The sequence below is a fragment of the Bradyrhizobium sp. NBAIM08 genome (assembly GCF_020193935.1).
Taxonomy (GTDB): domain Bacteria; phylum Pseudomonadota; class Alphaproteobacteria; order Rhizobiales; family Xanthobacteraceae; genus Bradyrhizobium; species Bradyrhizobium yuanmingense.
Window position 1 is genome coordinate 736584 of the sequence record NZ_JADYVR010000003.1, and the last position, 26955, is coordinate 763538.

General features: G+C 61.0%; 18 protein-coding genes. 7 read left to right on the plus strand and 11 right to left on the minus strand.

The window, feature by feature from the left end:
• Positions 1–201: 201 nt before the first annotated feature.
• From I6F37_RS14235 to I6F37_RS14250, 4 genes are all read right to left on the minus strand, one after another.
• On the minus strand, positions 202–6234 hold the full coding sequence (locus tag I6F37_RS14235; protein WP_225151621.1) for an S-layer family protein: 6033 nt from the start codon (positions 6232–6234) through the stop codon (positions 202–204).
• 615 nt (positions 6235–6849) lie between these two features.
• Positions 6850–8025 (minus strand): helix-turn-helix transcriptional regulator, encoded by a 1176-nt coding sequence (locus I6F37_RS14240; protein WP_225151624.1) that lies wholly within the window; start codon positions 8023–8025, stop codon positions 6850–6852.
• Positions 8026–8042: 17 nt separating this feature from the next.
• Positions 8043–9191, minus strand: coding sequence for a LuxR C-terminal-related transcriptional regulator (locus I6F37_RS14245; protein ID WP_225151626.1), 1149 nt, complete (start codon positions 9189–9191; stop codon positions 8043–8045).
• Positions 9192–9862: 671 nt separating this feature from the next.
• Positions 9863–10609 (minus strand): hypothetical protein, encoded by a 747-nt coding sequence (locus I6F37_RS14250; RefSeq protein WP_225138989.1) that lies wholly within the window; start codon positions 10607–10609, stop codon positions 9863–9865.
• 285 nt (positions 10610–10894) lie between these two features.
• Between I6F37_RS14250 and I6F37_RS14255 the strand changes: the two genes are divergently transcribed.
• A complete protein-coding gene (locus tag I6F37_RS14255; RefSeq protein WP_225138988.1) occupies positions 10895–11317 on the plus strand; it encodes an excalibur calcium-binding domain-containing protein in 423 nt (140 codons plus the stop codon).
• A gap of 655 nt (positions 11318–11972) precedes the next feature.
• Here I6F37_RS14255 and I6F37_RS14260 read toward each other — a convergent pair.
• Positions 11973–12236, minus strand: a complete 264-nt coding sequence (locus I6F37_RS14260; RefSeq protein ID WP_225151628.1) for a hypothetical protein — start codon at positions 12234–12236, stop codon at positions 11973–11975.
• Positions 12237–12872: 636 nt separating this feature from the next.
• On the opposite strand from I6F37_RS14260, the gene I6F37_RS14265 reads away from it, so the two are divergent.
• Complete coding sequence (locus I6F37_RS14265; RefSeq protein WP_225151630.1) at positions 12873–13151, plus strand: hypothetical protein; 279 nt, start codon at positions 12873–12875, stop codon at positions 13149–13151.
• A gap of 59 nt (positions 13152–13210) precedes the next feature.
• On the opposite strand, the gene I6F37_RS14270 is transcribed toward I6F37_RS14265, so the two are convergent.
• Entirely contained in the window at positions 13211–13948 is a 738-nt protein-coding gene (locus I6F37_RS14270) for a metallophosphoesterase (RefSeq protein ID WP_225151632.1), read from the minus strand.
• A gap of 613 nt (positions 13949–14561) precedes the next feature.
• Between I6F37_RS14270 and I6F37_RS14275 the strand changes: the two genes are divergently transcribed.
• On the plus strand, positions 14562–15992 hold the full coding sequence (locus tag I6F37_RS14275) for an undecaprenyl-phosphate glucose phosphotransferase (protein ID WP_225151633.1): 1431 nt from the start codon (positions 14562–14564) through the stop codon (positions 15990–15992).
• A gap of 133 nt (positions 15993–16125) precedes the next feature.
• Here the strand turns inward: I6F37_RS14275 and I6F37_RS14280 are convergent, their stop codons facing one another.
• The 3 genes from I6F37_RS14280 to I6F37_RS14290 form a co-directional block, all read right to left on the minus strand.
• On the minus strand, positions 16126–16413 hold the full coding sequence (locus tag I6F37_RS14280; protein ID WP_225151635.1) for a hypothetical protein: 288 nt from the start codon (positions 16411–16413) through the stop codon (positions 16126–16128).
• Between the two features lie 392 nt (positions 16414–16805).
• The gene (locus tag I6F37_RS14285) at positions 16806–19037 is read right to left on the minus strand and encodes a Wzz/FepE/Etk N-terminal domain-containing protein (protein ID WP_225151637.1); all 2232 of its coding nucleotides are present in this window, start codon (positions 19035–19037) and stop codon (positions 16806–16808) included.
• Between the two features lie 31 nt (positions 19038–19068).
• Entirely contained in the window at positions 19069–19767 is a 699-nt protein-coding gene (locus I6F37_RS14290) for a hypothetical protein (protein WP_225151639.1), read from the minus strand.
• A gap of 426 nt (positions 19768–20193) precedes the next feature.
• On the opposite strand from I6F37_RS14290, the gene I6F37_RS14295 reads away from it, so the two are divergent.
• From I6F37_RS14295 to I6F37_RS14310, 4 genes are read left to right on the plus strand one after another with little or no spacing between them, the layout of a single operon-like run.
• Positions 20194–21429 carry an acyltransferase gene (locus I6F37_RS14295; RefSeq protein WP_225151641.1) on the plus strand — a complete coding sequence of 412 codons (1236 nt, stop codon included), beginning with the start codon at positions 20194–20196 and terminating at the stop codon, positions 21427–21429.
• A gap of 7 nt (positions 21430–21436) precedes the next feature.
• Complete coding sequence (locus I6F37_RS14300; protein WP_225151643.1) at positions 21437–22774, plus strand: hypothetical protein; 1338 nt, start codon at positions 21437–21439, stop codon at positions 22772–22774.
• Positions 22775–22783: 9 nt separating this feature from the next.
• Positions 22784–23890: an acyltransferase gene (locus I6F37_RS14305; protein WP_225151644.1), complete on the plus strand. Its 1107-nt coding sequence runs from the start codon at positions 22784–22786 to the stop codon at positions 23888–23890.
• A complete protein-coding gene (locus tag I6F37_RS14310) occupies positions 23887–24978 on the plus strand; it encodes an acyltransferase (RefSeq protein WP_225151646.1) in 1092 nt (363 codons plus the stop codon). The genes I6F37_RS14305 and I6F37_RS14310 overlap by 4 nt, the downstream gene beginning before the upstream one ends.
• Before the next feature lie 17 nt (positions 24979–24995).
• On the opposite strand, the gene I6F37_RS14315 is transcribed toward I6F37_RS14310, so the two are convergent.
• Positions 24996–26111: a glycosyltransferase family 4 protein gene (locus tag I6F37_RS14315; RefSeq protein ID WP_225151648.1), complete on the minus strand. Its 1116-nt coding sequence runs from the start codon at positions 26109–26111 to the stop codon at positions 24996–24998.
• A gap of 1 nt (position 26112) precedes the next feature.
• Entirely contained in the window at positions 26113–26946 is an 834-nt protein-coding gene (locus tag I6F37_RS14320) for a polysaccharide pyruvyl transferase family protein (protein WP_225151650.1), read from the minus strand.
• Between the last annotated feature and the right edge of the window lie 9 nt (positions 26947–26955).

The following is a 26955-nucleotide window of genomic DNA, read 5'->3' on the forward strand; positions in this document are numbered from 1 at the left end:
CCTCCGTCCTCCTTAGCAACATCGATCGCGCGGTCGCGGGTTTGGGATGGGCAAGTACTGACCAGTTCCTCTTCGTACACGCTGCCGCCGACATCCTTGTTGTTCATCGATGATCGGCTCTCGGCCAATAACTACCAAGCCCGTTCCCGTTTCTAGGAGACCCCCTTCGTTTCCTTTAGCCACGAACGACAACGGCGCACGTCAGAGTACGAAGTCACTTACCGAGAGCGTGTGCCGGCCGACCAGGTCGATCTGGAATTCCGCGCTCGGGTCAGAGTCGACACTCCCCTCCACGATGGTATGCTCGGTGCCGGTTGCGTCGGTCTCATAGTGGTAGCCGAGTTGGCCACGCCCGAGTTTGCCCACGCCGCCGACCACGTTGGTGATTTCGCCAACAAACACGAACTCGGGATTGCCAGCTTGGCCTCCGTTTGCGTCGATCCCACCGACATCGATGCGATCTGCTGCCGCCGTAAAATCGATTATCAGATCTCGATTGGTGCCAAAACCTGCGGCCGCGGTGCTCGCGAATGTGAATGTGTCGTTGCCTGCTCCGCCAAAAAGCTCGCTCCTCGCATTGCTGGCCGTGATCGTGTCTTGGCCGGAGCCCCCCACCACGTTCTCAACGGATGTCAGACTATCGGTGCCGATCTCGCTGCTCGTTGCCGTCCCTGCAGTCAGGTTGATGACTGCATCGGCGCTGAGTCCGGCGAGGCTGTAGGTGTCGTTCCCGCCATTGCCGGTATAGTTATCATTGCCATCGCCTGCCGTGGCAACGAACATGTCATCGCCCGCTCCTCCGCTGATCGTGTCATTCCCACCGGCGCCAATGATCGTGTCGTTGCCGCCGGCGCCAGACAGCGTGTCAGCACCGCTGCCGCCGGTGATCGTGTTGGCCAAACCGTTACCGGTACCATTGAAGCTGCCGGTGCCGCCATAGGCCAGGTTCTCGATATCTGCGGACAAAGAATAGGTCGTGCTGGTCGCCACGACGGTGTCCGTGCCAGCATTCGCGGCTTCCACGATTACGTCCGACGAGTTGTCGACAAGATAGGTGTCGTTGCCGGCCAGGCCGACCAGCCGGTCGACGCCTCCTGCGCCATCGAGCGTGTCATTGTCGGCGCCGCCCGTGATAATATTGGCCAGCGCGTTGCCGGTGCCTGCGAAATGGTCGGTGCCGACGAATGTGAGATTCTCGACATTGGCGATTCCGGAAAGCGTGAATACGGCGAGTGCCGTCCGGATCGTGTCGGTCCCTTCGCTGGTATTCTCGACGACGACGTCCTCAGAACTGTCCACGACGTAAGCGTCGTTACCCGCGCCGCCGGCCATCCTGTCGTTGCCCGTACCGCCATCGAGCAGGTCGCCACCAGCGCCGCCATCAAGCGCGTCATTGCCCGCGAGCCCCAGCAGCGTATCACCGCCGCCCTGGCCGCTGAGCGTATCTTCCTCACCGGTCCCGTTCAGAGTATTGGCGGCACCGTTGCCGATCAGGGATATGCCGGCCACATTCTGGACCGTAGCCGCAATGGCTTGCGTATCTGTGCCGCCATTGCCGTCGGAGACCTGGACGATGACGTCGTAGACGTTGTTCGCGTCGACGTCGATTGGCGTCTCAAAGTCAGGTGCGGCGTTGAAAGACAGCACGCCAGTGTTGGCATCAATCGCGAAGAGGTTCGCGTCTGATCCGCCAGCGATCGTATAGGTGAGCGTCTGTCCCGCGTCAGGATCGGCGGCGGTCACAGTCGTGACTGCCGTCGTATTCTCGGCGATCGCAATACCTGCCGCCGCCCCCCCGCCATCGGAGGTTATGGCTGGCGTATCATTCTTGTCGATGACATAGGCATCCCCCACAATGGTCGGCGGGCTGGCTTGCAGAATGGAGATCGAATTCGAGCCGAAGTTTGCGACTGCAATATCTAGCCGCCCATCACCGGTGAAGTCGCCGACTGCTGCCCAGCCGGGTTGGGTCCCGGCAGTCGCAAATAGCTGTTGGCTCTGGAACGTACCATCACCATTGCCGAACAGAACCGAAACGGAATTCAACAACGGGTTGGCGTACACAAGATCCAATGCGGTATCGCCATTGACATTGGCGAGTGTCACGGTGCCAGGTGCAACACCGTCACTTGCTATGCCGAGTGTATAGGAGAACGGCGCCCGGAAACTTCCATCGCCATTTCCTAACGCCACCGATACGGTTCCGTCGTAGCTACTGAACACCAAGTCCGTATCGGCATCGCCGTCGAGGTCCTCGAGCGCGACGGAAGCTGTGTGTGTGGTGGCGGGAACATCGGGAGCCGCCGTGAACGTGCCAGCTCCGGTCCCGAGGTAGATTTGAATGCCGAATGCCCCTGGAACGTTTGAGAAGGCGACATCTTCGATGCCGTCGCCATTGAGATCGGCGGCCGCAACGCCGAGTGGATCCGCGTTCGAGGCCAGCACGGTAGAGAGACTGAAACTACCGTCTCCGTTTCCAAGGAGCACGGAAACGCCGCCATTCTCGCCGGTGTTCGCAACGAGAACGTCGAGTCGACCGTCTCCATTGAGGTCCGCCAGCGCGGAATCCGATGAGTGGGCGCGGTTAGTCGGGGACGAAATCGCCGATTGGAATGTTCCGTCGCCATTGCCCAGGAGTACGGCAATGGCTCCGTTGGCGCCTGCGTTCGATATAGCGAGATCGAGCAGGCCGTCGTTGTCGACATCGGCGATCGAAACGCCGTTGAGATCATGGCCTGCAGCGTAATTCACCGGCTCCTGGAAGGTGCCGTCACCATTGCCCAGCATGACCGAAATCTCGCCCGAGGTGGATTCGGACACGAGGTCTTGCTTGCCATCGCCGCTCAAGTCACCGCTCGCGACATGCCCAGCGATCCCTGAGATGGACGAAATGACCTGGAAGGCGCCTCCCGCCAGGGGATTGCCGGCGGGGTCGCGCACCTCCGCGCCGGTGACACCGAGTGCCACCGTGCCATCACCAGTGCCCGTATCGACGGTCACTACGTATTGTGCGCCATCGCTGCCCGTGACGGGCGTCACGCTGGCAATGCTGGCGCCGATCACGGCGCCAGTCGTCGTCAGAGAAAACTGGCTCGCATCCACGCCGGTCACGGCCTCGGAGAACGTGACGGTGTAGTGCACTGTTTGCGCATTCGTCGGCGTATCGTCGCTGCGCGTGACGCTCATGACCGTCGGCGCGATGTCGTCGACATCGGTCACGGTCACTGCAACTGCCTGCGTATTCGTTGCACCACTACCGTCGGAAACCTGCACGGTCACCCTGTATACGTTGTCGCCATCGGCGTCGGTGGGGGCCTCGAAGTTTGGGGCGGAGGCAAAAGAGAGCGCGCCAGTATCGGCATTGATCACGAACTTGCTGGCGTCTTCACCGCCTGTGATCGCATAGGTGAGGGCTTGCCCAGCCTCCGGATCGGTTGCGGCGAGGGTCGCCACGGCCGTGGTATTTTCCGCAATCGAGATCGACAGCAGGGCGGGCGCGCCGAAAGTGGTGTCGAGGCTGCCGTCAGCGTTGTAGCGAAGGAGCGCGAAATCGGCATTCGACCCGTTGCTGCTATATCCCGAAACCAGAATCTTGCCGTCGGGCTGCAACTTTACGCTATACCCCTCGTCCGAGCCGGCGCCGATCTGCGTCGTGATCGTGCCGCCAATGCCAAAGGTCGTATCGAGGTTGCCGTCCGTGTTGTAGCGGACAAGGGTAAAATCCGTGTTCGACCCATTGAAGCTGTTTCCTGCCACCAGAATCTTGCCGTCAGGCTGGATCGTGACGCTGCTCCCGACGTCGCTGCCCGCCACGACGCTGGTCCTGACCGTGCCGTCGCCGGCAAACGACGTATCGAGGCTGCCGTCGGCGTTGTACCGCACGACGGCGATGTCGGCATTCGGGCTCGTTTGGCTAATGCCCGCAACTACGATCTTGCCGTCGGCCTGAACGGCGACGCTCTGACCAACATCATTGGTATCGCCAAAGTCCGTGGTGACCGTGCCGTCGCCACCGAAGCTCGTGTCGAGACTGCCGTCCGGGTTGTAGCGAACGATTGCGAAGTCGTTCGGCCCGTTCCCGGTAAAACTATGGCCCGCGGCGATGATCTTGCCGTCCGGTTGCAAGGCGACGCTGTAGCTCGCGTCGTGGAACGCGACCGCCGTGGTAACTCTTCCATCGCCATTGAAGGTGGTGTCGAGGCTGCCATCGGCGTTGTATCGCACGATCGCGAAGTCGAAGCTCGAGCCATTAAAGCTGTAACCTGAAAGGACGATGCTTCCGTCGGATTGCAGCGCTACACTCTGGCCAAAGTCATCGACCAGCAGATCTGTAATGACCTTGCCGCCGTCGCCGAAACCGGTGTCCAGACTGCCGTCGGCGTCGAATCGCACGATGGCAAAATCGAAGTCCGCGCCCGACTCGGTATAGCCTGCAACCAGAATTTTGCCGTTAGGGTCTACGACAACACTATAGCCATTGTCATCGGCACCGCCGAAATCGGTGACTACCTTTCCATTACTGCCAAAACTCGTGTCAAGGCGGCCATCTACGTCATAGCGAACCACGGCGAAGTCGACACCCGTGCCGTTGAAGCTACTGCCAGCCACCAAGATCTTCCCGTCAGGCTGCACGGCTACGCCTCGACCAAAGTCATCAGCCGGACCGATGGTCGTCGTCGTCATGCCATCGCCGACGAACGTCGGCGCCTCATTGACGTTGCCGACCGTCACGGCAATCGCCTGCGTATCCGTTCCACCGTTGCCGTCGGAGACTTGCACCGTGACGTCGTAGACGTTATCGTTGCCAGCGTCGATCGGCGCCTCGAAGTCCGGCGCAGTGTTGAAGGAAAGTGCCCCCGTGCTGTGATCGACGTCGAAAAGGCTCGCATCCACTCCACCGGCGATCGCATAAGTCAGGGTCTGCCCGGCGTCCGGGTCGGTGGCTGTCACCGTCGTGACCGCCGTCATGTTTTCCGCAACCGAGACGCCCGCCGTGTCGCCGCCGCCGTTCGAGGTGATGGCTGGTGCCTGGTTGTCGGGCACGACCTCGAAGATTTGTGCGCGCACGGCGTTGCCGGAAGTGTCGCTGCCCGTCTGGCTGGCATCAGTCCACGTGACGACAAAACGCCCATCGGGCAGGGCGGTGATTGCCGGCTCAACTTGGTTACCTGCCGTTGTGGTGTTGACCAGCAACTCGGAGCCGGACGGCACGCCATCGGCGTCGAACACCTGCGCCCGCACGGCCCACGAGGACGTGTCGCCGCTCGTCTGGCTGTCATCGGCCCACGCGATCACAAAATGCCCGTCGGCCAACGCGGTGATGGTTGGGTCGGACTGATTGCCTGCCGCCGTGCTGTTGACCAGGAGCTCGAATCCGGACCGCGCGCCATCGGCGTTGAGTATCTGCGCCCGCACGGCGAGCCCGGACGTGTCGCCGCCCGTCCGGCTGTCGTCGGTCCACGCGACGACAAAGCGCCCGTCGGTCAACGCGGTGATGGTTGGCAGGTACTGAAAGCTTGCCGTCGTGGTGTTGACCAGGAACTCGGAGCCGGCCGGCGTGCCATCGGCGTTGAACACCTGCGCCCGCACCGCCCACGAGGACGTGTCGCCGCCCGTCTCACTGACATCCATCCACGCGACGACGAAACGCCCGTCGGCCAGGGCGGTGACTACGGGCTCAACTTGGTTACTTGCCGTTGTGGTGTTGACCAGGAACTCGGAGCCGGCCGGCGTGCCATCGGCGTTGAATATCTGTGCCCGCACTTCGTACTCGCCCACGTCGAAATCGTCCCACGCGATCACGAAACGCCCGTGGGCCAGAGCGGTTATGGCGGGCCTGACCTGGCTAGTCGTCACGGTGTTGACCAGGAACTCGGACCCGGACGGCGTGCCGTCGGCGTTGAAGACCTGCGCTCGCACGGCAGCGCCGCTCGTCGGACTGTCATCAGTCCACGCGACGACAAAACGCCCGTCGGCCAGGGCGGTAATGGTGGGTTCGATCTGATCGCTTGCCGTCGTCGTGTTGACCAGGAACTCGGAGCCGGCCGGCGTGCCATCGGCGTTGAACACCTGCGCCCGCACCGCCCACGAGGACGTGTCGCCGCCCGTCTGACTGAAATCAGCCCACGCGACGACAAAACGCCCGTCGGCCAGCCCGGTGATGATTGGCTGGGACTGATTGTTTGCCGTCGTGGCGTTGACGAGGAATTCAGATCCGATGGCCTGAATAGTCATTGCCGTCTCCCCTCCGTGGCCGCGCCTTATTTCTTCTTTTCTTGAGCGCCTGGGCGCTCGAATTCTGAACAGGCTGCGAGCGGCGCGAATGATGCAAATGTACCAATCGCCATGTACCTCGTTCGAGGTAGGGGATGCTTGCTGTCGCTAAGCCTCTGCTCCACCCTAGCGACGTTGCGACGGACTGCCGTAGCCCAAGTGGGTCTAGCGAGGATCGCGTAACCCTGTAAATCCCGCATACCCTTCCGATCTCGATGTCCCAGAGGTTTGCTTGGAAGGGGCAACCGCGATTGAACGTCGGGACGAACCACGACGATCAACAGGCACAAGGTCCCGTGAAATCACCAGGCCAACTGCCCCGGTTACTCAGCATGACGCGAAACGCCACAAGTCCGCGAACCGTGGAGAACACTCGCTTGAGCACATTTCGTACGGTCTCGTTCGCGATTCCGAGCTTCTCGGCCGGCTCCTTTGGAAGCGCTGCAGGCCAGCGAGCTGGGAAAGGGAGCAGCGTCGTAGATCGCCTCGGTTGCCGTAAACTCTGGCTCGTGGCGGTTGCGCATCGCACGTTCTCATCACTCGTTCGGCTCCAGGTCCAGATGCGTCGCCGGCGTCTCACCGAGATCCGAATATGCCCAGCGTTCCGACGATCGCGGTCACGAGCTCGGCTTGCCGCCGCGTGTCGGTCTTCTCGAGCGCTGATGCGAGCTGGTTGCGCACGGTGTTGCGCGAGTGGCCGCTGGCGCGCGCATACTCCGCCAGCGTCCGGCCCGCGATCAGCGCGCTGACGAGCCGCGCCTCGGCGGCGGACAATTTGAATGCCGCCTGGATCGCCTCTGGGGGAATAGATAACGCACACTCGGCCGCGACAACCAGCACAAGCGCGGTCGCCTCGGCGCGGAGACCGAGCATGAATTCCGAGCGATGGTTCGGTCCGTTTGGCCGCTCCGACCGCATGGGCACGGCCCAGGCAACGAACGCCCGTCCGGAGGCGCTTGAGGTCAAACGCACGGGCTGGGTTGCGAGCGCCGTCGGCGGGCGCAAGGCGCGCATCATGGCGACCTCGAATGCAGCGTTGTCGGCGCAATTGGCGGCGCGCAGCCGCTTGGAGCGATCGGTGCATAGCACGCTGTCTCGCCGTAACAGGTCTTCCGCCTTTTGATTGGCGAGCAGGAGCCGCCCGGTCCCATCAACCAGGAACGCGGCCAGCCTCAGCGCATCAAGACCGGTTCCGAGCGCTCGCTGGGCTGTGCGCGCAGCCGTCGTAACGCGATTGATCTCGATGGCGCGCATCAGGTGCGGCACCAGCAGCGCCAATTGACGTCTGTAGGTCTCTCTGTTGCTGCGGTACACGGACTCGTGCGGAGCGATGCTTAGCAGCGTCACGCCATAACCGTCATTGTGGAGCGATACACCCAGATGATCGGTGGTGATGCCCTGCGGTCTCATGAAATCGGCGTAAAACTCGGTGCGTTCAGCGATCTCAGGGTCAAGAAGATCGCTTGCGTAAATTACCTTGCCGACAGGGATGGTTTCGAGGCGTGCCGGTGGATACGGATTGATGCTGTGGAAATGCTTGGCATAAGACGAGTTGAGTCCGGGATCGTCGCCGAAATGTCGGAATACAGGTGTGGTTGCCGTAGCCACATCATAGAAATGCAAGATGCCGCGCGCGCCGCCAAAGGGGCCCGGCAGCGCATTGAGGAACGCCTGCCATCGTTCGGGATCGAGCGCCGAGTCGTAGAGCATATCTAGCAGTCGGGGGAACTCTTTCTCGTAGAAGATACGCATGGCGCCGCCCCCTCCGGTCACTCGTCCGGACCGAGGTCCAGACATGGCGCCAGCGCCGTCACGACGCCAACCAGCTCCGCTTGCCGGTGAACACCGAGCTTGGCCATCGCGGCTGCCAGCTGGTTGCGCGCGGTGGCGCGGCATATGCCAAGCCGATCGGCAGTTGTCTGCAGGCTGTCACCCTCGGTGATACTCAGGACTACACTCGCTTCGGCTTGCGACAGCCTATAGAGGTTCTTGAGCACCTCGCTCGGGGGACTTGGCGCACGTCGCCGGTCGTTGATCAATACGAGGGCAAACCCTGGATCCGCGCCCAGAGTCGCGAGCGTCTTCGAGATCCTGAACGGCAACACGAGAACCTGATAGCGCCCGTTGCCCTCATTCGTCACCATAAAGCTCGCCTGAGGCGGCGCCTTCGCCGTCACGAAACCACTCTGGAGCGCGCGATGAAACGCTTCGTCGGCCCGACACGCGACGAACGTCAGCTCCGATGCCAGCGACATGCGCACGAGCCGACGTTGCTCCAGAAAAACGACGGCCCGTCGATTGGCAGCCACCACCTTGCGCGGCGGGCGCACCAAGAACGCGGCCCCGGAGATTCGATCGAGCAGCCCTTGCAATCCCCCCTCGGTAGCCCGCGCCGCGCGCAGGCGGGAGGTCACTTCCAGCGCCCGCGCAAAGTGCCGACCGACGCTGTGCAAGAATTGCGCGGCGGGCGCTTCGAGATGCGACAGGCGCTCGGGGATATCGCAGCTGAGCCGCGTCAAGGAGCCGGGCGATCGCTTGAACGTCAGGTTGGCGCCGTGCGTATAGTCGCCGGCCGGTTTCAGCCATTCGTGATAGAAGGGCTGCCGGTCAAGCCATTGCCGGCCGAGCATCTGGGACGCTCGCGCCACCTGTCCCGGCGCAACGCATCGCAACAGGTCGTTGTACGGGTTCAGCTTATAATAGTGCGCGACGTATTGCCTGATCGAGTCCGGATCCCAGCCGGCTGTCGTTGTCGGCGGAAGATGGCCAATGCCGTCCATACAGATGAACAGACTGAAGGCTGTCCCTGGAAACAGACTGTGGCAGCTCGCGACCGCCTCCGGCCAGTGTGCAGGATCACAGCCCGCCTGGTAGATCTGATCGACTGTTTCAAGCAAAGCTCTGGTGGAAACAGACATGCCCCGGCCATCATCAATTTAAAAAAGAGCAACCGCACTTTTGCGCCGATCTGGCTTAGAATCGCGAGCATGTCGAAGCAGCGCAAAGTGACAACCAATTTCGTCAGCTCGTAAAACCGCTGCTCCGCATTCGTCACTTCCTCTATGTCGCCGGGGTCGAATTCCGACGGCTGTCGCCACGTTGGTGCATTACGATCTGGATGCCATAACCCCTCTCTCCTCCGAGTTGCTGCGGTCCCAAGATCCGTGCGCAACGCTCTGGCTCAGAAACCGCGAACCACATTCGAACGGAACGTGCTTGCCTTCTGCAGAACGGCGGCAACGTACGGTCGGTGCATCGTCGAGGCCTCGTGCGTGACTCGCTGTGAGTTGCCGGAACGGTTGATGCTCAGTCGCTAATTAAATATATATTTAATAACCAATTTAATCGAGCGGCAAGAGGAATTCGCTACATAGCACGAAATTCCGGGCGCTTGCGTAATTTAGCTTTATAATCGATTACGTCGCCGCCGTGGATTAATTACTCGGACCCTCGAGTAGGTGCGCGACAATAGACACTTCCGACGCTCGGACTCACGGCCGTTCCCTGTTCGGGCGCCGCCGACTCGCTGATACGAGGTCTCGATGATGTCCTCAATGCAGGACGCAACCATGCCGCCACTGCCGCGGGATCACAGGACGCATCCGCACCGAGCTGATTGGGCATAGGCCGAAAGGCGCGGGTCGATCCCGGCATGCGCCTCGCAGAAGCAGTCTATGATCTGGCTGACTTTATCTCTGTAGTCGCGGCGCCAGTGTCCAAGTCCGTGTAGAGCGCTTTCCTGACAGGCGATCGATTTAAGCTGAAGGATGCGGTCCATGGTCTGCAGCGCGCAATCGTGGAGCGTTGGCAGGTCGGGGTCGCCGGGTAGAGCCAAGCTCGGAAACGCATCCCACCACATGTAGCAAACACCGTTTAGGGCGTTGCTAGCGGCTTCGCTCAGGTGGGACAGGCTAGGATCGCAACGAGGCTCGAACAATTTCGTAAATAGAGCCGCGACAGACGTGACGCAGCGAACACGGTCTTCGACCGGAACATCAGTTGAACAAAGCCACCGGCTATCGCCGCCGGCACTGGTATTGACGAGGTAGGTTAGGCCCTGCGCGATTTGGCTGTCAGCAAATCCCTGTAACGCTGGCTCCGGGTCTTCAAACAGTCGGGTGAGATAAGACACGGCGTCAGCCGCCGGCGGATCCCACCAATCATGCTCGGGATCGAAGTACCACGGTGCTTGCTGAAAGCGAACCTCGCGTCCAAATGCGTGCTCCAGCCAATCATCAAAACTGAGGTTTTGAAGGCGCATCGCAACTGCCGCGGCCATACAAAGCAAGTGGATCCGCGAAACGACATCGTGGCCGCGATAAGCCCCACCGCTCATGAAGGTCGCTGGCCGATGCGGTTTCGCCGTAAAACTAGCCAATGGTAGGCTAGATGCGGGATGAAGCCAAGCCGCGAAACTTTCCGGATCAGGCCCAATCATGTTCTTCTATGCCGCAATGCTGACGCCGCGCTCGAGCTTATGCAGGAGACTGGCCGAAGCTGCGGCCGCTAGGATCAGTCCCGTTGCGCCCATTCGCCCTCACTGAGCCGGGCGTGACGGAGCAGGTCGGGCGCGATCCTGGTTCATGATAGAAGATTTCAGTGACGTTACTTTGATCATGTCATGCCCCACCTTCCCGACCCCAATCCCATTCGTCCCGGTCCCGGTCATGAACAGCGACTGCGCAATTTGCAGCGTCGTTTCCGTGCGGTATCGGCGCGCTATGATCGTACCACCAAGCTGCGCTCTACTAGGCTGCGGTGGGCCATCACGGCATTGATCGCAATCGCTGCCGTGTTGGTCGCATATCCAGCAATTTGGCTCCTTGTTTCGAGCCCGTGGTCGGTCACGATCACGCTGAAACACATCGCGTCCGCCTCCAATTGCGATTTTGCCCGCTTGGTCGGCTTAGCACCCGCGCGGCGCGGAGAGCCCGGCTATTGGCAGCACCACGATCGCGACGGGGATGGGGTTGCTTGCGAACCATGGCGGCCACGTCGGGGAGAGGTCCCGCAACGAACCGCAGCAATGGCCAACTCAGACTGAGTCACGCCGGCATGTGTGACGGGCCTCAGCAAGTGGTAGTGTTGGCCGTCGGTGAAGAGCGGTCGCGATCCATGATCGCATGCGCTGCTGCATCTAACCCGTCCGAGATATTGTCACTTCGAGACCTGATCCTGCTTTATTGGCAACTGCATGCTGGGCCATGGTGCGCTCGTGGGAGAGCCTCTCCTTGCGGACCTCAATACCCCAGAGCCAAACCCAATCCCTTCCAACATGAGGCGGCAAGAGGTCTTGCCTGATTGACGCGAGCACATTCCCTGATCGTCGGCGGAATTTCCCTGTTAGGATCTTGATGCATCGCGACGCAATGCCTGCGATTTCAACCCTCATTTCGCATTCTACGCCCGTTGGCGCCCCTGCGACGGGCACTTTTCCCTGCAAAATTCCCTGTAAGCAGGGAATTGATCGCCGGCGCCTTTTGCACTCTTGGGCAGGCGCTTTTAATGTCGGGTGCACAGGGAAACTCGCGCCTCGGCGCGCCCATAGCCCAAGCTACGCCCGTCGGCCACGCTTGTTCGACCGCTCTCCCAAAAAGGGCTCAAAGTGAGTCAAACAAAAACCGCCGCTACCGTTTGCTCGGCGCGGCGGCTGATGATTGCGGACGTCTGGGTTGCGATTAGACTGCCGCTTCGGTGCGTTACCGCACGTACCAATATCCCCACCAGCGCTGGGACACCGGCCGTGCCTGCGCCTTCATCGCTGCGACTTCTGCGGCCGGGCGAAGCTGCGGGCCATAGACCGCCGGCGGGTAGACGTCGTCCCAGAACACAAGCCCGCCCTGGACGGCGGCCGCCCGCTGTGACGGGGCAAGCGCGAGCTCGGCGGCTGATGTCGCGGATGCTGCCAAAGTGAGGCCGAGAGCGGCCAGGGCAATGGTTGGAATAAGGGCGCGGAAGTTCATTGGATTGAATCCCTCATCAAATGCGATGGGTAATAATGCGACGGGTTCCGGATGGTTGCAAGGGTACGGGCAGGCCGGCTGACGCCGACTTTCCGGTTGCAGGGGCGCATGGTCTCCCCAAGGCGCGTCGGATCGACCGCGACGGGCCTTGATGCATTGGGCTGCGAGAACGTCTCTTAGATATGTGGTCGTCATATATATAGAGAGTGTTCGATGATCACCTCCGGCCGAGACGAGATCAGACAGAGGCTGGGAGCGTTGCCGCGCGCGGCATGCATGCAAAGGAGACCGAACCTTGAACATTTTTTCGGCGCTCGTGAATCCTCGAGAACCATGATGTCGACACACTGCTCACTCTTGATAGGACGCGCACGATCCAGGACGACTCCCAGGACGACTCTCATGACTTCTGCGTTTGTCTCTGCTTCCCTTTTCGGCGCTGGTCTCATTCTCGGATACGCGCTACGCGCCTGGCGCGTCCAACGAAGAACCGTGAGCTCATCCAGCAGCGCCTCGCGCCGGGCCTCGCGGCCCGCTCCCACCTCGACGTTCGGCCACGCCCGGCGAGCCTTCTAGGCATCGTCCCATTCGATGACGGTATCCAGCTTCACACTGAACCCGGTGGGACATGACGACATGAATGAGCCCAAGAAGGATGCGCCGCGACGCTACATCGTGGATGGCGCCGGACAGCGCGTGCTTGTCGGTCTGACGATCTCGGAAACGATCGAGTTCGAAGCGCTGGACAAGCCGGACACCCGTCCCGGCGCCGAGCTGCTCGGGGAGGCGGCGCGCGTCCGAGAGGCCAGGCATGGCGAACGTTGGGTGGAGCTCTACGTCAAGCACGAGCGAGCCTGGAGCGATTGGATGGCCCAGACGCGTGCGCGGCCGGCGCAGCCGCCGTTGCTCAACTAGAAATCGCGAACGTCCATTCCCTCCCTGAGACGGTCTCGCGCATCGGTGGCTGAAGCTCATCACACCGCGAGCATGCGGCTTCCCTGGATGCTCATCAGGGTGAGATTGCCGGTCGCATAGGCGCCGGTGTCGATATTGGCGCGGTTGGCCAGTAGTTCGGCGCTGCGGACCGGCGTATGGCCGTGGACGATATATTTTCCGAACTGCTCCTCGCTCTGCAGGAATTCCTCGCGAATCCAGAGCAGATCGCGCTCGGTCTGCTCGGCGAGCGGCACGCCCGGGCGAACGCCGGCGTGGACGAAGAAGAAGTCTCCGCAACTGAAGCTCAGCCGCAGATTGTCCAGGAATTCCAGATGCTCGGTCGGCATGGCGCGAATCAAGTCGCGCAGGATCGATGCCGGCTCGTCGCGCCTGAGATCGGGCGGAGCAAGCCCGTAGGACATCAATGTCTGGGTCCCGCCGAAGGCGATCCAGTCCTCGAACAGGGAAGGATCTTCGAACACCCTCACCAGAAAGGCCTCGTGGTTGCCCTTGAGGAAGACCGCATTCCCCCGGCGGCTCCGCTCGACCAGGATGTCGAGGGTGGAACGCGTATCCGGGCCGCGATCGATGTAGTCACCCATGAAGATTTCGACGGCATAGCGCGGCCGGCTGCGCGCAACGTCGGCGTCGATCACCCGCAGCATGGGCTCGAGCAGATGCGCGCAGCCGTGGATATCCGAGATCGCGTAAATGCGGACGCCGTCCGGCAATTGCGGTTTGGGAAGCGACGGGTGGGATCGCGCGAAAGATTTCATGGCGCTCATCGATCGGGTGGTCGGAAAAATATCCCCAAGTCACCGGCACCGGAGAGCGTCCATCCAACGCGAACAACGCGAGTTCCGTGGGGCCGCAGCTCGTTGTCGGTCCCGATCACGCCAAAAGAAGGGCACGGCTTTTTTTGCCGAATTGTTTTTAATGGCGGCAGGAACGAGATGGGACCGCGGGAATTGCATCGCTGCGCCGAAGTGCGCGGCAAGTCTGCATGACCCGCCGCAAATTCTCGCATACACCCCCAGATAGAAATTCGAGGAAGCTCTCGCGAGTGATCCGAGATTGCGTTCGTCGGCAGCAGGCAGCGCCTCAAACTTGAGCGAACAGCGTCTCGTGCAACGATAGCATCGCATGAGATGCGGAACTTGATTCAAAATAGGGCAGTTCGTTCGCTCGTATGTCAGCACTGTGACGACATTTTCAGCGCACCGAATTTCGCCGCGCATCTCAACGCGACACATCGTCCGTGCGCCGCAAAAGTTTCGCGTGCAGCGCCACAATGTCGCTGCGATCGACCAACACTTTCCGTGCGGGGAATTGACGAGTCTTCAGCATCACGATGAGCGTCAGGCACTCTCTCGATACGCAGAGGTTCGAATGGCTGTTGCAACTTACGGTTCTGAAAGCGCTCATGCGCTGTCATCTGCGCGCGGCAGTGCGCTTCAGAGGCCCTTTCAGGTCGTCGTCATCGCTGCTGACTTTCTGTTGATCCTGCTGAGCTACGCGGCGGGAGCTTCGCTGTATGGCGTGGTGGTCGCATCGCCACCCGACGGTGCATCGGTGGGAGCCGGATTGTTTGTCGGTGTGGTGTTCGTCGGGATCGCCTATTTCCGGGACGTCTATTCCACGCATCGCCTGCTCAATCTGGTTTGGCAGCTTCGAATGGCGGCCTTTATCTGGCTGACGTCGCTCACGATCCTCGCCGTTGCGGCCTTCCTGCTGAAATCGACGGACAATCTGTCGCGCGGCACCGTCATCGTCTTTGCCGTGATCGGCGGGCTCGGCTTGATCAGCCTGCGCTTCGTCTGGCAGGCCGTGTTCGGCACGAGCTTTGCGAGAAGCCGCCTGGTCGACCGCAAGGTGATCCTGCTCAGCCTGAAGCCGCTCGACTTCACCTCGAGCCGCTTCAAGGATTTGCGCAGGAACGGCTTCGACGTCATGCGCCATTTCGTGCTCGGAGAGGACCGAGATGACGGCCAATGGGAGCGGCAGATTCGCGACGTCATCCGTCAGTCGCGCGCGGCCGATGTCGACGAATATCTGCTCGCGATCGACTGGAACGAATTGCCGATGCTGCGCAAGCTCGGGCCATATTTGCGCGCCGTTCCGCAGCCCATTCGCCTGCTGCCGGACGATTCCGTTGCCGACCTCGTGACCCGTCCGTTCCTGCCGGTCAGCGGAACCGTCGCGGTCGAGATCCAGCGGCCGCCGCTCACCATTCTCGAGCGGCTGCAGAAGCGCTGTCTCGACGTCGGCGTCGCTCTGTTCGCGCTCGTGCTGCTGACGCCGCTGCTGCTGACGGTAGCCGTGCTGATCAAGCTGGATTCGCCGGGAAGCGTCATATTCCGGCAGTCGCGCCGCGGCTTCAACGGCAAGCCGTTCGAGATCTGGAAGTTCCGCACCATGACGGTGTCCGAGAACGGCGAGACGGTGACCCAGGCGACCAAGGGGGATGCTCGGGTCACCAAGATCGGGCGCTTCCTGCGCATGACCAGCATCGACGAGCTGCCGCAGCTCTGGAACGTGCTGCGTGGGGACATGTCGCTGGTGGGACCGCGTCCACACGCGCTCGCCCATGACAATTACTACGACGAGCTGATCAGCAAGTATGTCTACCGCCATCACATGAAGCCGGGCCTGACGGGCTGGGCTCAGGTGAACGGATTCAGGGGCGAAACGCCAACGATTGATCTGATGGAAAAGCGGGTCGAGTACGACGTCTGGTACGTCAGCAATTGGAGCATCTGGCTCGACCTGAAGATCATGGCCCGCACCGCGTCCGCAGTGATGTTCCAGGAGGCCTATTAGAGCATGATCCGGAAAAGCGCGTAGCGGTTTTCCGAAAAAATCATGCTCCTCAAGGCGCGATGGCGATTCGTCCTAATCGCATCGCGCTTTAGCCGCTCGATCTCTCAGTCGCCGGAAGCCTCAGGCCCGGGCTTCAGGTTCCATTTCGCGGCGGCCTGCGGAAGAGCCGCATGATCGCATCGCGCAGCGCGAGCAGCGGCGGCACGAGCACGAAGAAGGCTCCCATTGCGACGGAGACGATGACATGGCGGATCGAGAAAGGCTCGTCCTGCTCGATCTGGCGCCGGCTCGGGTCGATGGGCGCGGGTGAGAGCGTCGTCGCCATGGGGTGGCGGTGCGGCTTGCGTGGAGGGACCACGATCAACACGAACAGAATGTTGAGCAGGACCCAAATAGTCAAAATCGTCAGGACGATCAGCATCCGAGCCTACCGGAAAAATAACTGCGAGTAATGAACCGAGATTAGCCCCGGGGAACCGAGAAAGAAAGATGCCTAAAGTTTCGGCATTTTCAGGCATCAAGGCTCGGATCGTCTCGTCTTATTGACAGCTGATGGCACCGGCACAACTTTCCCGGCGACCACCGTATCCGTCAATCCTTGCTTTTGGCTAGAGCAATAACTGCAAGTTGTGGATTCCGGACGAATACGGAGCCCGCGAGCAGGTCCGGAGCGCTTGCCGCATCTCGGTCCGTGCGCGAGGGCGCACGGGATGCCCTTCAAGCGACCGCCAAGCACGAATAAGGCCCGCTGCCAATCGGCAACGGGCCCGAGCTCATTCCAGTTGTTCAGTGGGAGCGGCGCCTCGCCTCCGCCTAGGCGTGCTCGACGTAATAGCTGTTGTGGTGCTTGCCCTTGTAGGCCTCGATGCGCTTGAGCATCTTCGGGTTCGCGCGGTTGAGCACAGCGCCGATCAGCTTCTTCTGGAGGACTTCCGAACCCGAAACCGACTCCTGCAGAGCGGTTCGCGTGGTCTGGCCCCATTCGATCACGTAGACCATGGCGTCGATCAGGAAGCTAACGGCCTTGGAATCGGCCACCGGCATCACCGGGGCGAGATCGATCACGATGTACTCGTAGTGCTCCCTCAGCACCTTGAGCAGCTCGGCCATTGCCTTGGATCCGATGACGTCGGCCGAATTGACCATGCGCGAGGCCACTACGGAGGGCAGGAAATCCAGTCCCGTCTCCTTGCTTCGCTGCACGTGGTAGCCGAGGTTCGCGGGATCGTTGAGAGCCTCCACGAGGCCGGTCTTGGCGTTGGGCGCGAGCTCCCGCGTCAGCGAGCGCGTGTGCAGATCACCGTCGATTAGAACCGTGCGATGCCCGGTGAGGGCGATCAGCTGCGCGAAATTGGCGGCCACCGTCGTCTTGCCCTCCTTTGGAAGCGAGGAGACGATGCCGATCACCTTGATCTCGCGGGTCAGACGCGCGACGTCGATCGAAACCTTGATGTTGCGCAAGGTCTCGGCAAAGCGTGAGAACGGATGATCGACGACGTAGCGGGAGAGATCGGGAGGGCCGGTCTTCGCTGACGTCGAGAGCAACGCGCCGGCCTTCGTCGGCGGACTTATGTCCGGCAGCACGCCGAGGCATTTCACGCCGAGCTCATCCTCGACCTCGCCGGGGGTCCGCAGCACGTCGCTCAGCAGTTCACGCGCAAATGCCGCGCCGAAGCCGAGGCAGAGGCCGCCGACCAGGCCGCCCACGAGGGCGAGGACCGTTCGCGGCGAGCTCTTGCGGTCCGGCTTGGTGGCGGTGCTGATGAGGCGGGCCTCGCTGAGGGGAAAGCTCTGGTTCTGCGTCGCGCTCTGCAGCTTTTCCAGGAAGTTGTTGTAGAGATTGCGGTAGGTGTCGGCGGCACTTTCGAGATCGCGCAGCTTGACCTCGGCCTGGCCCTTGTTGCCGGCCTGGGCGACGAGCTCCTTCACGTTCTTCTCGAGCGAGGCCTCCCGGCTCTTCGCGATCTCGTAGTCGCTGCGATAGGCGTCTGCGATCCGACGCACCTCGTCGGCGATGTTCTTGCGCAGCTCGTCCATCTTGTTGGCCAGATTGACCGCCGCAAGGTGGGTCTTGCCGTAGCGCCTGGACCAGTCGGAATATTGGGCCTGTAGGTCGAGATATTGAGCGCGCAGACGGGTGATCACCGAGTTGTTGAGGGCGTCCGTCACGGTTGATTGCGCAACATCCTGATCGGAGATCGTGTCGATCCGGTCAAGCCGGGCCTTGGCTTCGGCGGTCGCAGCCCGCGCCTGAACTAGCTGCGTGTTGAGGTCCGACAATTGCTGCTCGGACATCAGGCCGCGGCTGGTTCCGACGATGTTGTTCTCGGCCTTGAAGGTCTGGACGGCGCGATCGCTGGCCGATGCCTGCTCGCTCAGCTCGAGGCTGCGCTGCTGCAGCCATTCGGTGGCCCGCTTGGTGGACTGATATTTGGCCTCCAGGGCGCCGACGAGATAGGCATTGGCGATCGCGTTGGCGATCTTGGCGGCTTTGTCGGGGCTCCGCGCTTTATAGCTCAGCGACAGCACATATGTCGTCAGCACGCGCTCCGTACGCAGATTCTTCTGAATCTGCTGGACGACCGCATGTTCGATTCGCTCCTGGCTTGCTGGTTCGCCGGAGCCGAATAGCGATGTCAGCTTGCCGATGATGATAGAGAGCAGGCCGGGCTTGGAGCCGTTGAACTCCGGGTCTTCTGTCAGCTTCAGGCGGCGGACGACGGACAGAATGAGGTCGTCCGAGTTGATGATCTCCACCTGGCTGTCGACGTAGCCCGTGTCGATCAGGGCGCTGCTGGCGTTGCTGTCCTTGTCCAGAACTTGCGTCTGCCGCGTATCCATCATGATGCGGGCATTTGCCGTATACATGGGCTGCGCCATGGCCAGGTAGACGATCACCAGGGCCAGCGAAGCTCCCGTACAGATCGCGATGATCGGCCATTGGCGGCGAAGGACGTCGGCCACCCGCTCGAAGCTGAGGACCGCCCCGCCGAATTCGATGCCGAATCGGTGCCCCGACTGGAAATGTTCCCTAGGCTGGTACATGTGCTAATTCGCTGCCTTTGACGATCATGGATCAATTCGGAAGGGGGACGGGCTTGAATGGATTGGCCAGCTTGGTTCTCCACTCGCCTTCGAGCAGTGCTCCGCCACGGCCCGGCTGCGGCGAGGTCTTGATTTGCGATTGGGCCTGGACGCCTGAGCCGTCCTCTCCGGCGCCGGAATAACCGGCCTGCACGTTGAGATCGCCGATCCGCTGCACGAAATCCCTGATCTTGCGCGCGGCGTCCGGCTTGGTCGACGTGCAACGTGCTTCGGCAAGGCGCAGCGCAGCGCCGATGGACGAGCGATCGGCTGAAGCCGACGCCGAGATGAGCGTCTGGACGGACGGCAGCACCGACGGATTCGTCGCGACATAGCGCGCGAGCCAATACCGCAACTTCTCCTTGTCATTGCGCAACCGCTCGAGGAGCGAGGATGGCGACTTCACGAAGGTGTCGAGTTCGAGTTGCGAGGCGCGGTCCGAGAATTCGACGCACTGCGCGCGGCAAGCGCCGGCGCTCGACACGATCAGCGCAGAACCAATCAAGACAATCGCTAGCCATCGCGGCTGCGCATGACGACGTGTTAGTCCGCGGCCCATCCGTGTTCCTTGCTTCTGTTGCAATAGGAGAACAGGTGAAACTTGACAGGTAACTGTGTCATCTTTTTGTGCGACGCAAAAGCTGGTGCAAACTGGCGACAAAGCCCGCTTGTTCGCCGGTTGCAAAAACAAGTTCTACAATGCCTGCGAGATCGGCAAATCACGCCCATGAATGTTGCAACCTGAAAACATATCGGGCACTCGCGCAGCCGCTCGTCGCAAAGCCGACACAAGTCACGAGGCGCGTTTATTGTTCCCCGTTGGCGAAAGAATTTTTCGTGCGACATTGGCACGCAGCAATCAATGTGCTGCCAGGGCCTCGATCGCAACAGTGCCGAATTTCGCGCACACTTTGCGCGCAAATACTCGCAATCATCCCATGCCGATTGGCTTGCGCGCCGAAGCAGGCGCACGTCGGATGAAAAGTGGCATGAACTTGGCGCTCGCATGTCCGAATGATCTGCAAGCTTTGAAATTATAGTCGGTCGTCATGCATCGAATGCGGCTCCGTGATTGCAGAGATTGATCACGCGTTGAGACCTGATACACACTGCTGCGGTGCAACAGCTACGGAATGTTGATGTGACGGAGTTGGTTCATCGTGAGAAGGCGCACGTCCTGCCGCTCGACAGCATCCGGGGGATCGCCGCGACTTCCGTGGTGATCCACCATCTGCTGCTGATGCCAACCTTTCTCGCGGCATTCCCGCACAACGCCTGGATCAACTGCTCCTTCTTCAGGAGTGCATGGCTGCTGGTCGATCTGTTCTTCGTTCTCAGCGGAATGGTCATGGCGCTCAGCTATGTCGAGAACGACTTCACGCGCTTCTCGCTGCGCGAATTTATGGTACGGCGCCTGGCGCGAGTCTACCCGCTGCATATCGTCATGCTGCTGGCAAACCTCGTCTTTCGCCTGCTGCGCATCGGCCTGGTCATGGCGGGGGTGGTCGTCGCCGCGCCTGCGGCGTTCGAAGTGAACAATGCCTATTCCTTCGGCCTCAACGTCCTGCTTCTCCACTCGATGGGGTTCATCGACTATCTCAGCTGGAATGCGCCGAGCTGGAGCATCAGCGTTGAGTTCTACACCTACCTGGTGTTTGGTCTGCTCGTTCTCACTGCGCTGCGCATGCGCTCGCTGCCGTGGTTCTATGTCCTCTCCGGGCTGCTCGCGGTCGGAAGTCTCGTCTTAATCATCTTCGTGCTCGAAAAGAAGAGCATCGAGCTTCAGACGGATTTCGGCTTGCTACGCTGCTTCGTCGGCTTTTTCCTGGGCGTCTTGATGGTGAGGATCGTCGATCGCCTGCCGGCCAAGCCGGGGCCTGCCGTGCAGGGCGCATTGCAATTCGTCGCCATGATCGCGAGCATCGTCCTGGTGTCCCTGGCGGAGGCCAATCCTGCCGCGACCTTCCTCGCGCCAGTGATGTTCGCGATCTTCCTCGGCAGCCTGCTGGCCTTTCCGGATGCGCTGCTGGTGCCGCGGATTCTGGTGGCCAAGCCGCTGATCTGGTTGGGGCGTCGTTCGTACTCGATCTATATGGTGCACGCGCTCGTGGTGCTGCTGGCTGAATACTTCGTGCGGGGCGTGGGGGCGGGGCGAATCGCCGCCCTGGATTCGATCTGGGCAGGCCTGCCGGCGACGCTGAATCTCGTCGTTTCACTGGCCGCCGTGCTCGCGGTTTCGCACCTCACCTATCTCTATGTCGAAATTCCCGGCGGCAGGTTCCTGCGAAATGCATTCGGAAGCCCCCCGGATTTTGCGCCATCCCCCACCCAATCGGCGCGGCTGAGCAACTGAGCCGCGCATGAGCACCTTCGCGCTGCAACCCCGCAGGATGATGCTGATCAGCCTCAATATCGAGGCGATCGCGCTCGCAGCCTATCTGGTCCGGGATGCCTTCGGCGGTATGATGCGATACTACACCAGCATCATGCATTTGGACGCGCTTTGGTTCGTGCCGGATGGCATTGCGCTTCTGTGCCTGGTCCAGTTCATCGTGCATTGCATCTTGCGCAATCGCAGTATCATGGCTGCAGTTGTCCTCGTGCAGATCATGCTGTCGCTGGTGCTCGGCTACTTCATGCTGGGGACGGTCAACGCGGCGATGTCGTCGTTTAAGATGATGCTCCCGGTGTTCGTCGGATTTTGTTTCTGCGACGCCAGTCTCGGCTCCTACAAGAAGTTGCTGTCGGTCATCGCCGCGACGTTCTACCTCTCGCTGATCGGCGTGCTGCTGACGAAATTCTACTTCATGCCCTGGGTCGGATACAAATATGAGTCCTTCGGCGCCGTTCGTGAGGCGGGTCGCTTATGGTGGGCCTATGGCGGTGACGATCAGCGTCTCACGGGCTTTGCTGCCGAAAGTACCATGGCGGCCTTCTTCATACTCGTGTCCTTCGCAATTACGTCGATCCGTAAGAGCACGATTTGGTGCCTTCTGTACGGCTCTCTTGCGGTCTACATCATCCGTCTGACGACCAGCAAGACGACCATGATCGTCCTCGTGCTCTACTTGATTCTGCTGGTGTTCGTGCGGATGCTCCCGGAGAAGTCGCGCTTCACCGCGATACGGAACATTGCATTGTGGTCGTTTGCCGCGATCCTGGTGCCGTTCTTCATGATCGTGCTCGCTTCGGGTACCGCCGCGGTGCCGCACACGACCCTGTTCAGCATCGTCGACCGCATCAACAACAGCTGGCAACTGCCGTTCGTCTACCTGAGCCAGCTCATGCCCGTTGGTCTCGTGACCGGCTGCGGCGTGGGCTGCTTCAACTATCCGCAGAAGCTGTTCTCGCCGCTCGCCCCCTTCTGGGTTCCCGTCGACAATTTTTACATCGGCACGTATCTGATGTTCGGACTCCCGTTCGTCGCATTCATGGTGATGGTATTCCGGGCGACGTTCGGCACGACCGACGTCTACAAGCTGACGCTGATCTTCGTCGTCAACTTGTTCACGATCACCGTTCTGAATTACGGCCCGGCGTCCGGCCTGCTGATCATCGCGTTGAGCTTCAGCGAGGTGTTCTCGCGGCGCGCGACCACCGCGCGGGCGGGCGACGCCGTGCCAATCATCGTACGGCCACCGATGCCGTCATTAGAAGGCTTCCGCCCGGATGTACCGGCGGCGAGCGGAAGCAGGTGAGAACGAACAATGCATAAACGGCTCGCATTCATCGACACACTGCGCGGCATTGCCGTGCTGGCCGTCCTGGTCCAGCACGTATTCGAGGTCATCCTGGAAAAGCACCCGACGGGTGTCTATTACGGGCCCCTCCACGACATATTCGGCTACTACATGAACTTTGGCCGGTTCGGCGTCGTGTTGTTCTTCTTCGTGAGCGGCTTCGTCATTCCGTTCAGCTTCCCGGACAGCGCCACGCCTGTGCGCGATTTTACGATCAGCCGCTTCTTCCGGCTCTATCCGGCTTATTGGACTTCGATCGTTGTCGGGCTCGTGTCGGTGCAGCTGCTGGATTCGAAGAGTTTTCCGCTGGGGCAGATCGCCGCTAACGTGACGATGTTGCAGACTTTCGTGAACGTCCCGAATCTCTGGGTGTTCTATTGGACGCTAGCGATCGAGCTCTTGTTCTACGTCGGATGCACCATTCTCTTTGCGATGGGGCTGCTCAACCGGCGCTTCACGGCGGTGACCATCGTCATTGCCGCCGCGCTGGTGGGAACCACAGCTGCACTTTTCGTTGAGAGCAGGGCAGTCTCCTCGGTGATGGAGGTCGGCTTGAACCTCTCGGCGATGTTCCTGGGCAAGATCATCCGCGACACCGTCATTGGCGGCAAGCTCCGGTGGACGCATGTGACCGTCTGCACGCTTCTGTATGCGGTCTTCGCCGCCACCCTATCCGACCGCCGGTTCGGTGGCGTGTATCAGGAGAATTTCTTCTACAGTTATTCGATCGGATCGGCGTATATATGCGCGGCGGTTGTCTTCATCGGCTTTGCCGTGTTCGGCGAACGGATGGCCTGGCGCCCGATGGCATTCGTCGGCGTGATCAGCTATTCGGTCTATCTGATGTCGCCGTTCGCGATTGTCTACGTCCATCGCCTGGTATGGTTCGGCGACGGACCCCTCGGATGGTCGATCTTCCTGGTCGTCATCCTGGCATTGTCGATCCTCGTCAGTTGGATGACATACACGTTCATCGAGAAGCCCAGCATTTCCTTCGGGCAAAGATTCCGCTCCGCGCGAAGAAAGCCTGTCGTCCTCGAGCCAGTGCTCAGCACCCAGGGTGCCGCAGAGTGATCAAGGCACCTCACCAGCCGGGCGCCGCCTATGATGGATCGTTCCTTCCTTCGGTCCAGGGCCTTCGTGCCATCGCGGCGCTGAGCGTGCTGATGGATCATTTCTACGACATGCCGAAGGCAGGCATGTACGACATCCCAAATCCCGGTTTTCTGCCGCCGCTCTGGCCCTGGCTGCAGTCGGTGATCAATGTCGGCGGGCACGGTGTCGAGCTGTTCTTCATGATCAGCGGCTTCCTGATCCCGGCCAGTCTGATACGTCACGGTTCGCTGTCGCGGTTCTTCTTCGACCGCGTCCTGCGCATCATGCCGGTGTTCGTCGTGCTGCATCTTGCGCTGTTCGCGATCGGGCCGATCGTGGCCTACAAATTCTTCCGCGGGATTGATCTCACCAGCTATCTCGGGATCTTTGCGGCCAACCTGTTCTTCGTGCAGGACGCGCTCGGGTTGCCCATTGCCCAGCAGAATGCCTGGACGCTGACCTATGAGTGGGCGTTCTACATCTGGTTTGCGCTGACATTCTCGATGTGGCGCGCCGGCGGCAGGCTGCTGGCGGCACCTCTGATCCTGCTCGGCGTGGCCTGCCTGATGCGCTGGCCAATCACCGCGTTCTTCTGCATCGGGATGCTGTTCAGCGCGACGGGATTTCGCATTTCCATTCCCGGACGGCTCGGTCTGGTCGCAGGGCTCGTCTGCGGGGCCGCGCTGTATGCGAGCCTGGTGCTGTTTCATCCGTTCGTGGGCCTCATTCCCGGATTTCTGCTGTTCGCCATGGTGCTCGCCCCGGAATCAGGCCTCGGGAAGGCCCTGAGCACGCCGGCGCTCCAATATATCGGCAAGATCAGCTACAGCCTCTATCTCGTGCACCCCTTCGTGCTCTTCCCCTTGCAAGTGGTTGGCCTGAAGCTGGTTGCCGCCGGCGTCGACCGCTGGCTGCTATGGGCGGCTTTCATCGGACTCGGGCTGGTGATGTCACTGGCTGCAAGTGCGATCAGCTATGAACTGATCGAGGTCCGGCTGAGGCGCTTGCTGGACGGCGCGTTCCGCAGCACGTTCTTTCGACCGCTGAAAGTGGGGCAATCGGCTTGAGAAAGCGCGTGTCGCGCTCACTTCACGGTACGACCGGCGAGCCTGTGATAGGATCCAAGCAACCGTTCGGCAATGTGGTCCCAGTTCAGAGGGCCGGCCGCGGTCTGCCGCGCGCCGTCAGCCAACGTTGCGGCGAGTGAATTCGACGTCAGCACGCGCTCGAGTGCATCGGCGAGCGCAGTGGCATCGCCGGGAGGGACCAGGAGACCATTGACGCCGTCGGTCACGACGTCGGGAATGCCACCGGTGGCGCTGGCGACGACGGGACGCGCATTCCCATAGGCGGATGCGAGCACCCCGCTTTGTGATGCATCCTTGTAGGGCAAGGCAACCACCGTAGCAGATTGAAATAGACGTCCGGTATCCGCAGGCGAAATGTAGGCATTGATGGTCTTGACCGTCGGCATTGCCTCCATCCGGGCGCCGAGCCGTGTCATCTCGGGGCCGCGCCCGGCGACGATCGCTTCATGCGTGACGCCGCGCTGGGCCAACATGTCGATCGCGTCGATGAAGACGTCGAGGCCCTTGTAAGCCCACATTCGTCCAAAAAATAGGATGCGTCCGGATTCGGGCTCGGTGAACGAGCTTTTGTCCGGCGGAACCATCAGCACGCCGTGCATGCTGGAAACCGTCTCGCCCTTGAAGTCGGGCGAGGCGCGATGAAAATCTGCAATGCAGCTCTCGCCGTGCGTCGTGACGATCGAGGCGGCCGCACGCATGCGTCCGCGCCAGGCATCTTCACGGGGCGCGGTGCCGGAGCCGCCCTCCGAGTGCGGGATAGCATCGTGAACGGTCAGTACCAGGGGAATGCCGAGCGGACGCAGGAGCTGAATCAGCTTGGACGTGTAGATCTCGGGAACTTCGTGACAATGGATCACGTCCGGGCGGAAGGAAATTATGTCGATGAACGAGGCAGGGATGCCGATTGCGCCGCCGCGCCGCAGACTGAGGTCGCGAATGCGTGTCTCGAACGGCGCCGTCACAGCGATATCGGCAAGCTCCCATTGCTGGTTCGCGTCTTTGCGGTTGAGCACAAGCCGAACGTCGCAATGATGCGCCAATCCCGATGCGAGGCGGTAGGAATATTCCGCAAAATGCGGCGCGTAGATGGCCACGCGGAGGCGCTTGGCCATGTTAGTGCTTTCCGCTCCAGAGGTCGATCGGGAATGCACTCATCAAGGCACGATGATCAAAGTTGAGGCGCGCAGCTCCCCCCATCTCGCGACCTTCGTCAATACTCGTCGCAAACTCGACGGCGAACCGGCCGGTGCCCTCATAATAGTCATGATACTTGAACTCGGCCTCTCCGCTGCTCAGCCGTACGTATCGAGCCGGTATCCCGAATGCCTCGGCGACGATGATGCCGTGGAGCGAGCTGGCCAGAACCAGTTCAGCTTCGAGAATGGCGTCAATTCGCCGGTTCCAGGATCCCAGCGGTGAGACCACCGTATCGGCGGCAGGGTCGACGAGGCTCAAATCGTGCAAATTCGGAACAAACACCCACGGCTTCTTGGCAGTCGGGCGAAAACGATTTGGAAACAGCTGAGGGAGCAGCAACGCAGGATCTCCGAACACTTCGGGAACCGCGATGCCCCGGCGCTGCAGAACTTCCCGGGTACGGGGGCCGCGCACCGCTCGCACGTCCAAATTCTGCACGCGATGGTTGAGGTCACCTTGGCCGGGGCGTCCGTTTACGCCGCTTCCCCAGATCACATCGCCATTTCGCGCGTAGTGGAGCACGGACCCGATCGCGAACAAGCGCGCTTGCCGCGGCACCTCATCGGCGAGGGTATAGCCGAATTGCCGCAAGAGATGGTCAACGACAACGATCGAAAGATGATCACCGAAATTGATCGTTCCATCGTCGGGACGCCAGAAGAACAAGTCCACGTGCGGATAGGGCAGTTGATGAATAAAGTCGCAGCCGACCTCGTTGATCAGCCGTCGTAGATTGCCTCGAAAATTCATGCTGCCTCG